The 13,133-nt window shown below is 72.5% G+C and carries 11 protein-coding genes; 4 read left to right on the top strand and 7 right to left on the bottom strand.

Annotated features, from left to right (window positions below; genetic code table 11):
• From VED21_RS19740 to VED21_RS19710, 7 genes are all read right to left on the bottom strand, one after another.
• Positions 1 to 849, bottom strand: an 849-nt coding sequence (locus VED21_RS19740) for a PAS domain S-box protein (protein ID WP_324885177.1), incomplete at its 3' end; no start/stop codon positions are given.
• Positions 846 to 2,441: a TolC family protein gene (locus tag VED21_RS19735; protein WP_324885175.1), complete on the bottom strand. Its 1,596-nt coding sequence runs from the start codon at positions 2,439 to 2,441 to the stop codon at positions 846 to 848. The genes VED21_RS19735 and VED21_RS19740, both read right to left, overlap by 4 nt.
• 207 nt (positions 2,442 to 2,648) lie before the next feature.
• Complete coding sequence (locus tag VED21_RS19730; protein WP_324885173.1) at positions 2,649 to 3,029, bottom strand: hypothetical protein; 381 nt, start codon at positions 3,027 to 3,029, stop codon at positions 2,649 to 2,651.
• 119 nt (positions 3,030 to 3,148) lie between these two features.
• Positions 3,149 to 3,532: a hypothetical protein gene (locus VED21_RS19725; RefSeq protein ID WP_324885171.1), complete on the bottom strand. Its 384-nt coding sequence runs from the start codon at positions 3,530 to 3,532 to the stop codon at positions 3,149 to 3,151.
• A 103-nt stretch (positions 3,533 to 3,635) separates the two neighbouring features.
• Positions 3,636 to 6,575 (bottom strand): NHLP bacteriocin export ABC transporter permease/ATPase subunit, encoded by a 2,940-nt coding sequence (locus VED21_RS19720; RefSeq protein ID WP_324885169.1) that lies wholly within the window; start codon positions 6,573 to 6,575, stop codon positions 3,636 to 3,638.
• Positions 6,572 to 8,737, bottom strand: a complete 2,166-nt coding sequence (locus VED21_RS19715; protein ID WP_324885167.1) for an NHLP family bacteriocin export ABC transporter peptidase/permease/ATPase subunit — start codon at positions 8,735 to 8,737, stop codon at positions 6,572 to 6,574. The genes VED21_RS19720 and VED21_RS19715 overlap by 4 nt, the downstream gene beginning before the upstream one ends.
• A complete protein-coding gene (locus VED21_RS19710; protein ID WP_324885165.1) occupies positions 8,734 to 10,011 on the bottom strand; it encodes an NHLP bacteriocin system secretion protein in 1,278 nt (425 codons plus the stop codon). The genes VED21_RS19715 and VED21_RS19710 overlap by 4 nt, the downstream gene beginning before the upstream one ends.
• 148 nt (positions 10,012 to 10,159) lie before the next feature.
• Here VED21_RS19710 and VED21_RS19705 point away from each other — a divergent pair, with 148 nt between their 5' ends.
• The 4 genes from VED21_RS19705 to VED21_RS19690 all read left to right on the top strand — a co-directional run.
• The gene (locus VED21_RS19705; RefSeq protein WP_324885163.1) at positions 10,160 to 10,981 is read left to right on the top strand and encodes a calcium-binding protein; all 822 of its coding nucleotides are present in this window, start codon (positions 10,160 to 10,162) and stop codon (positions 10,979 to 10,981) included.
• A gap of 122 nt (positions 10,982 to 11,103) precedes the next feature.
• Positions 11,104 to 11,667 carry an RNA polymerase sigma factor gene (locus tag VED21_RS19700; protein ID WP_324885161.1) on the top strand — a complete coding sequence of 188 codons (564 nt, stop codon included), beginning with the start codon at positions 11,104 to 11,106 and terminating at the stop codon, positions 11,665 to 11,667.
• 60 nt (positions 11,668 to 11,727) lie between these two features.
• On the top strand, positions 11,728 to 12,531 hold the full coding sequence (locus tag VED21_RS19695; RefSeq protein WP_324885159.1) for a hypothetical protein: 804 nt from the start codon (positions 11,728 to 11,730) through the stop codon (positions 12,529 to 12,531).
• 162 nt (positions 12,532 to 12,693) lie between these two features.
• A partial coding sequence (locus VED21_RS19690; RefSeq protein ID WP_324885157.1) for a ParB/RepB/Spo0J family partition protein occupies positions 12,694 to 13,133 on the top strand: 440 nt, incomplete at its 3' end.

Raw genomic sequence — 13,133 nt, 5'->3', positions numbered from 1 at the left:
GTCGACGATGCCGAGCACGGTGCCGGCCGCCACACGCTGGCCGTACTCGAAACGTTTCTCCTTCAGCACGCCGCCGAACGGCGCCACCACCGTGACCATGCTGCCCGGCTCGATGGCGCCCATCAGTTCGACCGTCTTGCGCGCCGGCCGCGGCTGCACGGTGAAGGACATGCCTCCCGGCACGGCGTCGGGCATCGGCATCGGGGCGGCGGCGGAGCGGAACTCGCCGGACTGCCACGCCACGCCGCCGGCCACGGCGAACAGCATCAGCACCGATCCTGCAACGGCGAGGCGCCACGTGCGCGCCCGGCGGGTGGAGGCCTGCGCCTCCTCCTTGCTGCGCTCGAGGTCGCGGTAGGCGGTGGCCAGCTTACGGTGCTGTTCCTCCAGCCGGTGCGCCGCCTCGCGCTCGGCCTCGCGCAACGCCACCAGTTCGGTCACGTCGGTGAACAGGCAGACGATGCCCTGGCGCCGCCGCCGGCCGCCCGCGGTGTCGAACAGCGCGCTCGTTTCCACCGACAACGTGGCGGTGCTGCCATCCGGCCGCGTGAAGGGGACCTCGTTGCGGCGCTCCGCCTCCTCGTCGGCGGCCTGGAGCACGTCGAGCACGGCGTCGACGAAGGCGTCGCTGCCCGGCACCTCCAGCATCACCGCGCCGAACGGCATGCCCAGCGCGTCGTCGGCCGGAATGCCCAGGATGGTGGACGCCGCCGGGTTGAAGGCGACGATGCGGCCGTCGGTGCCGATGCTGACGACGCCCTCGGTCATGCTGTCGAGGATCGCGCGCGTCGCGTCGTCGCTCCCCGGCAGGGTGCCCGCCGTCATGCCCGTTCCCGAAAGATTGCTCATGGCGCCTCGGGATCGTTGAGCTGGATCTGCCAGGTGTCCAGCGTGGTGCCCAGCCGCTGGTCCAGCGCCACCAGCGCGTTCAGGTAGCTGATCATCGCCTCCAGCTCGATCACCTCGGCCTGGCGCAGCTCGTTCTGGAAGCTGACCACCTGGAAGTTGGTGGTGCGCCCGGCGCGCAGCTTGGCGTTCTCGATCTCCAGCTTCTTCACGGTCAGCTCGTGCGCCTGCTTGGCCAGCTTGTACTGGCGCCACAGCGTGTCGACGTTGCGCACGGCGTCGCGCACGTCCTGTTCGATCTGCGCGCGCAGCTGTTCGAGCTGAAGCTCGCTCTGCCGGAGCTGCGTCGTGGCGCTGACCACCGCCTGACGCTGCGGCAGGTCGTTCAGCGGGATGACCAGCTGCAGCCCGGCGCCCAGGTTGGTGCGGCTGCGCCCCATCAGCTCCAGCGCCTCGCGCTCGCTGCGCCCGCTGGTCGGCACGCTGACCGATCCGGTGGCCGACAGATCCCACAGCCGCTGGTTCTCCGCCTGCGCCTGGGCGATGCGGGCGGTCTCGATGGAGAGCAGTTGGCCCAGGTGGTCGGGCCGGCTGTCGAAGGCGATGGCGCGCACCGCCTCGAAATCGATGCGCACCGGCTCGGCGCTCAGCGTGTCGGCGGGTTCGATGCGCGTGTGCGGGTCGAGCGCCAGCAGAGTCACCAGCTGCAGCCGCGCCGAATCGAAGGCGTTCTCGGCCGATATGCGCGCCAGCTCCTGCGAGGCGACGGTGGACTGCGACTGCACCAGCTCCGCCTCCGCCATGCGGCCGGCCTGGATCAGCGCCTGGTTGGTCGCCTGCAGGTCGTAGGCGCGCTTCACGGCCGCGCGGGCGATGCCGACGCGCTGCTGGGCGGCGATGAACTGGTGATAGGCGCCGATGATCTGCGTGACCGTGTCGGCGACGCGCGCCTTCAGCTGCACCTGGGCGGCGCGCTCCTGGATGCGGGCGATGCGCAGGCCGGCCGTGGCGGCGTCATAGCCGGCGCCGCGCAGCAGCGGCTGGATGACCGACAGCGTCAGCGTCTGGCTGCCGCTGCGCTGGCCCGGCAGGGTGCCGCGCGCGGCCGTCTGGCTGTTGCCCCAGGTCAGGCCCAGCGTGGTGCCGATCGGGCTCTTCAAAGTCACGGTGGGGGTGACGGTGGCGCTGCTGCGGTAGGTGTTGCCGGTCGCCCCGCCGCCACCACCGGACGCCACCACGTCGGGCGGCACCTTCAGCGACCCGGTGCGCTGCACGCTGTAGCCGGCGACGATGGAGCCCTGCGGGCGGAACTCGTTCTCCGCCAGCAGCAGGTTGTATTTGTCGACGACGCGCTGCAGGTAGGCGCTGCGGATCTGCCGGTTCTGCCGCAGGCCGAGGTACACCGCCTCCGGCAGGGTCAGCTTGATGGCCTTGCCCTCGGCCGCGGCGGGAACCGGCGGCACGCCCGCGGGGGCGGGCGGCGCGTAGGCGCGGTTCGGCTGCAGCCCCTGCCCCACGGCCGGGGACGCCGTCAGGGCCAGCCCGACAAGGATCGCGAGGAAGGGCGTTCGGCGATGCGCCGGAGTGCGGGACAAGGCGCCGGCCTTCACGCGGTCGGACCGGCGGCGCGCGGCCCGGTCAATCCAATGCGTCCGTCGAAGTCCGTCATGATCGTGATTCGAAGCGCCCGGCGCATTGCAATTTCTCGCTGTGGCCGAGAATGCGAATCGCAATATTGGATGTCAATGTTTTTGGACCCGGATCGGGGCGCCGAAGACCGGCGCCCCGGTCTTCCCGAACGCTCACGGGCAGATCAACCCGACGTTGAGCGAGGTGCCGGAGGCGATCGCCACCTGCCGGCCGGTGCGGCCCTTCAGGTTGAACCTGCAGTCCTTCGAATGCCCGAGGACGACGGCCACGTTGACGAAAGCTTGGTCGTCCGTGTTCAGGAAGGGCGCGCAGTGCATCTGGCCGATGGGCACGGAGTCCTTGTCCTGATACGCCCACTGGCGACCGTTCGATCCGAACAAGCCGATGCGGAGAAAGGCGAGGTAGACGCCGTTCTGCACGATGCAGACTTCGCCGGCCTGCCTGCCCTCCTGGGCGTGGGCGGCGGACGTTCCCGCCTCCAGCGCCAGGATGGCAGCGAAAACAAGGGTGCCGAACGCAAAGACACGGCGCATAGCGGAAACTCCATGAAGCGGGCCGGCCCCCGACGGCCGGCGCTGGTGTTCGTTGGTGACGACCGGCGTCCGGAAGTTCCGGTTGTCCGCCCATCGCGATGGAAGGGAGCGCCACACGCTCAGGGGCAGGCCAGACCGACGTTGAGCGTGGTGCCGGACGACGTGACCGTCTGCTGGCCGGTGCGGCCGAACAAGGTGAACTGGCATTGCTTCGCCTGCCCAAGGACTGCGTCCACGGTAATAAGGACCCTGTCATCGATGTACTTAAAGGGAGCACAATACATCGCGCCGATGACCACGCCTTTCTTCTCGTACCCCCTCACCACTCTGCCGTGGCTTTCGAAGATTTTGATCCGGACATTCGCAAGATACACGCCATTCTGCTGAACGCAGACTTCGCCGGCCTGATTTTGAGACTGAGCGTTGGCCCCGGACATTCCCATGCCCAGCACCAGGGCGGCGACGGCCAGCGGAAGGGCGGAGAAGGTACGGTCACGGCGCATGCCGGAAACTCCATGAACAAGCCGGTCCCCGATGGCCGGCGCAGCTGTCCGTTGGTGACGGCCGGCGGGCGGGAGTTCCACCCGCTCCCGCAAAAAATCCGCATCATGCGATCTGCCGGCCGGCCAGCCGGGCGAACGGCCCGTTCTCGGCCATCAGGCGCTTGTAGGTGCCGCTCTGCACCACCCTTCCCTGATCCAGCACCAGGATGCGGTCGGCGTTGGCGATGGTGCTGAGGCGGTGGGCGATGACGATGCGGGTGGCCGACAGCGCCTCCAGCCGCTTCATCACCTCGGCCTGGATGCGGTTGTCGAGCGCGCTGGTCGCCTCGTCGAAGATCAGCACCGTGGGCTTGCCGGCCACCGCGCGGGCGATCATCAGGCGCTGCGCCTGCCCGCCCGACAGGGTGCCGCCGCCGTCGGTCACCAGCGTCTGCATGCCCATGGGCAGGCGCCGGATGTCGTCGGCAAGGCCGGCGACGGCGGCCGCCTCCCACGCCTCATCCACCGTGCAGCCCGAGGTGCCGCGGATGTTCTCCAGGATCGACCCCGCCATCGGCCGCCCCTGCTGGAGCACGGTGCCGATGCGCCGCCGCACCGCCTGGGGGTTCAGGCCGCGCAGGTCGCGCCCGTCGTAGAAGATCGCCCCCGCCTGCGGCGTCTCCAGCCCCAGCAGCAGCCGCACCAGCGTGGACTTGCCGCAGCCCGACGGGCCGACGACGGCCACGAACTCCCCCGGCTCCACGGTGAAGGACAGGCCGGCGAAGACGCTGCCGCCGTTCTCGTAGCGGAAGCCGAGGTTGCTGACCTCGATGGCGCCGGACAGCGGACCCGGATCCACCTTGCCGGCGCGCCGCTCCGGCACGGCGTCGAGCAGCGTGCGCCCGTACTTCAGCCCCGGCGCCAGGAAGAAGCAGGCCATGACCAGCTGCGCCAGCTGCGCCGCCCCGGCGCTGGCGCCGGCGAAGGCGACGACGACGGCCAGGAAGGCGCCGGTGCTCAACGCCTCCTCGCGCAGCAATGCGACCACGGCGAACATGGCGGCGAGGCTCAACACCTGATAGCCGGCCAGGAAGGCCGTGTGCAGGTTGGCCACGCGGCGGGCGCGCAGCATGCGGCTGCGCATCAACGCAAAGCGCCGGGCCCAGCCGACGAAGGCGCGCGTCTCCGCCGCCGCCAGCCGGATCTTCTGGATGCCGCCGATCACCTCGTTCACGAAGGCGTTGACGAGGCCGGCCTTCTGCTCGCCGTCGGCCATGGCGCGGTTCTGCAGCCACCCCGCCGCCACGGTGACCGACACCAGCACCCCCATCAGCCCGCACGCCGCCAGCGCCGCCCGCAGGTCGTAGAAGAACAGCAACCCCAGGCTGGACAGCAGCGTCGCCCCCGCCACCACGCCGCCGGACGCCAGCTGGCGCACGGACGCTGCGAAGGTTTCCAGCACGCCGACCCGCGCGGCGAGGTCGCCGGCCGCGTGCCGGCTGAGGAACGACAGCGGCAGGCGGATCACCCGGTCCCACAGCGCCGCCTGCAGCCGCCCGCCGGCCCGCGCGTCCAGCCGGATCGCCGCCACCCGTGCCGCCAGATCGACGGCCATCTTGACGACGGCGGCCAGCGCCAGCGCCGCCCCCATCTCCAGCAGCCGGTCGGTGGCGCGCCCGGGCACCACGGTGTTGATGGCGAAGCCCGTCAGCACCGGCGGCAGCGTGCCCAGCAGCGCCCCGAAGAGCGACAGCAGAAGCAGCGACGCCACGTCCGCCCCGCCCTGCCGGAAGCCGAAGCCGAACAGGCCCGCCACCGTCACCTTCCGGTCCGGCAGCGGCGTGTAGAGCACGTGCGCGTGCCGGGCGAGGCCCGCGGCGCCTTGGCGGTCCAGCGGCCGGGTGCTGCCGTCGGCCGGGTCGTAGACACGGTAGCCCGCGCGCCAGCCGCCGCGCGGCAGCAGCGCCACCGCCTGTCCGCCGCCCGTCCGGCCGCCATCCTTCCGGAACGCCAGCAGCGGCCCGTGGTCGCGCCGCCACCAGCCGTCCTCCAGCGCGATGCGCCGGTGCCCGAAGCCGGAGGCCTGCGCCACCTCCTCCAGCGTCGGCGGCACGTCGGCCTCCGCCGCGCGGATCTTGGCCGGCCGGACGACGCTGATCCCCATGGCCTTGCCCACGGCGGCGGCGGCGGCGAACAGGAATTCCCCACCCCGCGCGTCCACCGCCGCCTCGGCCGGCGGTCCGCCGACCAGCCCGGCGAGGTCGCCCAGCGCCTCCCGCAGGTCGTGCTCCTGCCGGCGCGCGCGGGCGGCGACCAGCGCGTGGTCGTCGACCAATGCCAAGCTGAGGTTGACCGACAGCACCGCCAGCGCCGCGGCGTGGAAGGCGGCCAGCGCCTCCCAGAAGGCGGTGGTGCGCAGGGCGAACAGCGTCGCCGCCGCCATGGTCTCGGCGGCCGCGTCCACCTCCACCCACAGCCCGGCGGTGACCGGGACGGCGCCCGCCACCGGTTCCAGCCCGGCCAGCATGCCGCCCTGGGGCAGCGTCAGCCACGCCACGCGCCGCCGCCCGGCGACCAGCGCGCCCGCCGGCAGCGCCAGCCGCCGCCCCGGCACCGCCAGCACGGTGGGGCGCGGCCGTTGCGCGACCAGCCCGGCGATACCGTCGCCCAGGCGGCCGATCCAGGCGTCCAGCCCGTCCGCCAGGGCCAGCGCCGCCATGGGGTCGGCCCCGGCGGCGGCCAGCGCGTCGGCGTCGAAGCGCACCGCCTCCGTCTCCGCCCAGGGCACGGCGACGAGGCGCGCCTCGCCCGGCAGGTCGGGCAGGACCGGCACGAGCGTCCCGGCGGTAAGCGTGCAGAGGTGCCGGCGGTTGCCCTCCTCGCCCGTCCCCCCGGCCGCCAGCGCGAAGACCTCGGCCCCGCCCCTGGCGATCAGCCAGCCGGCGCCGCCCAGCGTCCAGGCCTCCGCCACGGCCACGCGCTCGCCCAGCTGCGCCAGCCGGTCGGCGGGCAGCGCCGCCGTGGCGGCGGGTGCCGCGCGGGCGATGGGAACGGCGTCGCTCATGCGTCGAGCAGCCTTCGGTACGGGCCGTCCACGTCCTTCAGCGCCTCGTGCCGGCCCTGCTGGACGATGCGGCCCTGGTCGATGACGATCAGGTCGGCATCACGGATGGTGCTCAGCCGGTGCGCGATGATGATGCAGGTGCAGCCGCGGCGCTTCAGGTTCGCCGCCACCTCGGCCTCGGCCAGGGGGTCCAGCGCGCTGGTCGCCTCGTCCAGGATCAGGACGCTGGGGTCCAGCGCCAGGGCGCGCGCCAGCTCCAGCCGGGCGCGCTGGCCACCGCTGAGGTTGCGGCCCCGCTCGTGCAGCACCGCCTCGTACCCGTCCGGGCGGCTGGCGACGAAGTCGTGGATGGCCGCGTCGCGGGCGGCGGCGTGCAGCCGCTCCTCCGGCACCGCCCCGTCCCACAGCGACAGGTTGTCGCGAACGGAGCCGGAGAACAGCACGATCTCCTGGTCCACCACGGCGACCGAGTTGCGCAGAACCGGCACCGGGATCGCGTCGATGGGCTGGCCGTCGATGCGCACCTCCCCCGACCACGGCCGGTACAGGCCGGAGACCAGCTTGGCGATGGTCGACTTGCCGCTGCCGGACGCGCCGACGATGGCGACGTGCGCCCCGGCCGGGATGTCCAGGCACAGCCCCCGGATCAGCGGCGCCTCCAGCGGGCTGTAGCCAAAGGTGACGTCCACCAGTTGCACGGCCCCCGCCAGCTTCCGGGCCGCGGGCGCGGCCCCGGCCGGCCGGCCGGCGGCGAACGCCGGGTCCGCCGGCTGGCGCAGCACGTCGTCGGTGCGCGCCAGCAGGCCACGCGCGTCCTGGATCTGCCCGGCCAGCTGCACGAAGGCGCCGACGGGGCCGAGGAACAGGCCCATCAGCCCCTGGAAGGCGACCAGCATGCCGACGGTGATCTCCCCCTCCATGATGCGCAGGCCGCCCACCACCAGCACCGCCGCCCCCGCCACGGCGGCCAGCAGCGGCGGCAGCATGCCAAGCCGCGCCTGCGCGCGCTGCATGTCCTGGCGGATGGTCAGCAGCCGCGCGTTGGCGGCGGCCAGCTTGGTGAACAGCACCGATTCCGTGCCGCCGGCCTTGTACGTCTCGATCATCGTCAGGCCCTGCATGGCCGTGCCGGCCAGCTTGCCCGTCTCGGCGATGGCGCGCTCGCCCCGGTCGGCCAGCCCGCGCGTGGTCAGCGCCAGCGCCAGCAGGTTCAGCGCCGCGAAGCCCACCACCACGCCGGTCAGCACCAGGTCGTACTGCGCCATCACCAGCGCGAAGACCGCCACGGTCAGCAGGTTCAGCGCCGCCGTCGCCAGCTGGTGCGACAGCAGCACCGCCAGCCGGTCGTTCAGCGCCACGCGCGCCGCCACCTCACCGCCGTGGCGCTGGGCGAAGAAGCCCATGGGCAGGTGCAGCACGTGCACCAGGAACCGCCCGGCCCCGGCCATCGACAGCTTGGTCTCGAAGCGCAGCAGCGCCGACTGCTGCAGCCACGTCAGCAGGAAGGTCAACAGCGCCGCCCCGCCCATCGCCTGCAGCAGCGGCTTCAGCCACCCCGCCTGCTCGCCGATCAGGACGTAGTCGGTGAAGACCCGCGCGAAGGTCGGCTGCAGCAGCCCCGGCACCACCAGCGTCAGGCTGACCAGCACCGCGAACACGAAGGCGGATCGAGAGGAGCGCAGCCGTTCCGCCAACCCGGCCAGCGGACGCTGCGGCCGGCCGTCGCGCCGGAACTCGGCCCCGCGGGCCAGCACCAGCGCGATGCCGGTGAAGGCGCGGTCGAACGCGGCGCGGGTGACGGTGCGCGGGCCGGTGGCCGGGTCGTTCAGCCGCACGTGGCCGCGCCCCACCCCCTCGACCACCAGGAAGTGGTTGAACTCCCAGAACACGATCAGCGGCAGCGGCAACTCGGCAAGCTCGTCCGGCTCCACCCGCAACGCCTCCGGCTCCAGGCCGTAGGCCTGGGCGGCGCGCATCACGTTGTCCAGCCGGCTGCCGTCGCGCGACACGCCGCAGGCCACGCGCAACTCCTCCAGCGGCACGAAGCGCCCGAAGTGGCCCAGCACGATGGCCAGCGACGCCGCCCCGCACTCCGACGCCTCCATCTGCAGAACGGTCGGCGTGCGCACGCGCGGCCCCCCGAACAGCGAGAAGCCCATCATGGCGCCTTGCCCAGCAGGCGCTGCATCGCCGGCACGGCCAGCGCCGCCGCCGGCACCCGGTCGGTGACGATGCGCCCCTCCGTCAGCGTGCCCGGATCGACGCCGACCGGCGGCCCCAGGGAGGAAGTCCAGGCATAGCCGCTGGGCGTCGCCGGATCGGCATCGAGCGCCACCCGCACCTCGAACGGCGCCCCCTCGCCCGACAGGGCGCGGACCAGCTGGTCGTTCTTCAGCGTCAGCAGCATGCCTTCGGTGGAGGACGGCACGGCGGCCACGGCGGCGACGCGGCCGGTCAGGAAGCCGTAGGTCTCGTGGTCCACGGTGGAGGGGCCGAGGAACACCTCCATGCCCGGCGCCACCTTCTTGCCCTCGCGCGGGGGCAGGTACAGCACGGCCTCCAGCAGGCCCGGCGCGCCCTCGGCCTCCGGCCGGTCGCGCAACAGGCCGACGATGGCCTTGCCGGGCACCACGTACTCGCCGTGCGTGGCCTTCAGCTCCGCCACCCGGCCGCCGTGCGGGCTGGTGATGACGAGGTTGCGCGACAGCGAATCCTGCAGACCCGCCACCATGCGCTCCAGCTCCTCGATCTTCTGTTCGATCTGGAACAGCTCGCGGTCGCGCTGGATGGCGCGCTCCTCGGCCTGGGTGCGCAGGGACACCAGCTGGATCTCGGTCTGGGCGACGGTGTCGTCCACCTTGTTCATCTCGACGCGGGTGTCGATCAGCTGCTGGCGGGCGATGTACTTCTTGGCGTCCAGCTCGGCCTGGTAGGTGGCGCGCTCGTGCAGCCACTTGCGCTGCTCCTGCAGGATGCCGACGCGCAGGCGCAGTGCGCGCTCCTGCTCGGCCAGCAGCTCCTGCGTGGCGCGGATGGTGCGGTCGTGGTAGGCGGCCACCGCGTCCCGCTGCCGGCGGGCGTCGGCCAGCTGGCCTTCCAGCTGCTCCAGCCTGATGGCCGTCTCCGTCTGGTCGACGCGGGCGACGACCTGGCCCGCATGCACCCGGTCGCCGGGGCGGACCAGCACCGCCTCGACCCGCCCCTGGGTCGCGGAGACCACGTCGACGATGCCGCCGGGGTTGATCAGGATGCCCTGCCCGGCCACCGAGACGGGGACGCGGGTGACCACACTCCACGCCACCGCGGCGGCGATCAGCGCGCCCAGCGCCGCCAGCGCCGCCCAGGTGGCCGGCGGCGTCAGCGACATCGCGTCCTCCAGCTCGGCGACGGCGCCGAGGTGGTCGAGCGCTTCCTTGCGGTACAGCCCTTCCGTCATGGACGCCACCATGGCGGAGATACGCCTTAGGTTTCAACCGCCTGCATACGACCAGGAAAAATATCGCACCGCCGGTGGAACCGGTCGCGCGGCGGCGTCACCAAGACTGTGGATCGGATGAACTGCCGCGAACAGCGAGGACGCCGCGATGACGAACGCCACCCCCGCCAAGCCCCGGATCGGCCGCACCCTGGACATCGACGCCACGCAGCGCATTGTCGGTGGCCAGGGGGGCGGCCAGGGAACCACGTTCCACGGCGACGACCGCAACAACGCCTTCACCGGCACCGCCGGCGCCGACATGATCGAGGCGGGCGGCGGCGACGACAAGCTGTACGGCGCCGATGGCGACGACACCGTGCGCGGCGGCGCCGGGGACGACCGCATGGACGGCGGCCGCGGCACCAACCAGATGAACGGCGGCGAGGGCGACGACACCCTGTACGACGGCGGCGACGGCAGCACCCTGCAGGGCGGGGCCGGCAACGACCGGATCGTCAGCGACGGCGACGGCGCCTGGATCGACGGCGGCGACGGCAACGACACCATCGAGGCCAAGCGCGGCGAGAACGTGATCTGGGGCGGGGCCGGCGACGACGAGATCCGCGGCGGCGAGGACAAGGACGTCATCCGCGACAGCGCCGGCAACGACAAGATCGACGGCAGCGACGGCGACGACATCATCGCCGGCTCGGGCGGCGACGACGCCGTGGACGGCGGCGCCGGGCACGACTTCTACGTCTTCGGCCCCGGCTTCGGGCACGACACCTTCGACGGCGGCGAGGGCCAGGACGGCATCCGGGTCATGAACCTGCTGTTCGCCGACGTCGCCGTCACGGTGACCGAGGGCAACCCGATCATTCAGGGCGCCACCTGGCACGCCAACGGCGTTCCGTTCTCCGGCGTCATCACGCTGCCCGACGGGTCGACGCTGCACTTCAAGAACGTCGAGTACGTCGTCGTTTACTGAGCCACACCCTCTGTTGATCCGGGGCCGGTTGCACACGTATGGACAAATCGGAATTGCTTTGAACACGCTCCATCGCCGCGCCGGCTCGCCCGCGCGGCGATGGTATGAGCGGAGCGGGTGCGATGGAGCGTGGAGAGATCCCGGCGACGGTGGCGCCGCCGGACGCGGCGACGGTGCGCGAGTTCCAGCGCGTTGTTTCGGAATACAACGTCCGCATCTACCGCTTCATCCTGAAGCGCGTCGGCCACCCCGACGAGGCGCAGGACCTGACGCAGCAGACCTTCCTGGAAGCCTACCGCCAGCTGGGCCGGTTCCGCGGCGAATCGACCATGTGGACGTGGCTTTGCGCCATCGCCAACAACGTGGCGCGCAACCACCGGTCGCGCGCACCGCAGCACCGTTACCACTTCGTCTCGGACGAGGTGCTGCAGTTCCACCCCGCCGACGCCGCCGACCCGGAGGAGGCGCACGCCCGCCGCCAGCAGGTCAAGCGCCTGCGCGCCGCGCTGGACGAGCTGTCGGACGACGCGCGCGCCGTCTTCGTGCTGGTGGCGCTGGACGGCGTGTCGTACGAGGACGCGGCGCGGATCCTGGACGTACCGGTCGGCACGGTGCGGTCGCGGCTGTCGCGGGCCCGCAACGCGCTGCGCGAACGTCTCGATGGAACTTTTCCGAACGCCGTGTGACCAACATGTCATGGACGCGACCGGATGGACCGGCCGCGCCATCGGAGGAAAGGGCCGGCGATGTCCCGCGAAGAACTGATCGACCTGCTGGAACAGGGGCTTGACCAGGGCTTGTCGAGCGACGAGTGGCGCCGCGCCCTGAACGCGCTGGCCACCCGCGGCGACGCAGGCGAGATCCTTGCCGCCGTCAACCGGCTGGCCCGCACCGCCGACGACCTGCGCGCCGCGTACGACGCCGCCCCGGCGCCGGCCGGCCTGGAGGCCGGCATCCTCCAGGCGCTGGCCGCCGAGGCCGCACCGCGGCAAAGCGCTGCGGCGTCCGGCCTGCTGGGCCGCCTGCCCGGCCTGATGGCCGCCGTCAGGGCGCGTTCGGCCGAGGCAGTGCGCTCCGTCGGCCAGGCGCTGAGCCCCGCCGACCTCGCCGCCGTGGCCGCCGCGCGCGGTCCCATGGCGCCGCCGGAGCCGTCGGCCGGCGCCCGGCCCGCGGACGACCCGCACGACGGCGACACGACCGGCCCCACGCCCGGCCCCACACTCGTGCCACAGTCCGACACGCCACGGGCTATCCCGCCGACGCCCGCCCCCGCCGCCGTCCAGACGGCGTCGGCGCAGAACGGCGTGGTCCACTTTGGCCCCGGCGCCGGCACGCGGATCGTCGCCGAGGACTCCGGGCCGGTCACCGTCGACCTCGGCCCGCTCGGGCCTCTCGCCATGGGCGGGTGGATCCTCCATCTCGAGCACGGCGCGGTCGCCGAGGAGCACGAGGACCATCTCCTGCTGACAGGCGACGTCGAGGGCCTGATCGTCCTGCCCGACGGCAGCATGCTGGCCTTCGGCCCGGTGGCGGAGATCCGCTGGGACTGACCTGCCCGGCTCTGCTGCAGATTGGACCGCTGTGGGGTGTGATGGCCGGAGCGCTGCCGGCGGCGGCATCTTGACAATATTCCTATTATCGCGTAATCATCCCCTGGCCATGGGCGGGGTGCGCCCGCGCCTCCCCTCCCCTCCCCTGCACACGAGCCAGCCATGATGACCACCGCCGACGGGCTTGTGGCGCTGCCCGACGTCGCCCTGCTCCCGCTGATCGAGATCGAGCCCGCCTACGGCCGGCCGCGCCGCCGCGTCTATGAGCCGGAGCTGGAGGCGCTCACCACTTCCATCCGGGAATTCGGGCTCCTGCAGCCCATCGTGGTGCGCCGGACCGCCCGCCAGCGTTACGAGCTGCTGGCCGGCGAGCGCCGGCTGCTGGCCTTCCAGCAGCTGGGCCACGCCCTGATCCCGGCGATCATCACCGCCGGCTTGCCGGCGCTGGACGTGTCGCTGGTGGAGAACCTGCAGCGCCACGACCTCGACGCGCTGGAACTGGCGCAGGCGCTGCACCGGCTGGCCGCCAAGGGGCACGCGCGCGAGGCCATCGCGCGCATCGTCGGGCGCTCCAAGACGTGGGTGGGCGACGTGATGGTGAT

The sequence above is a fragment of the Azospirillum sp. genome, assembly GCF_035627195.1.
Lineage (GTDB): Bacteria > Pseudomonadota > Alphaproteobacteria > Azospirillales > Azospirillaceae > Azospirillum.
Note: the sequence above shows the minus strand (reverse complement) of the source record. Positions and strands in the feature narration are given on the sequence as shown.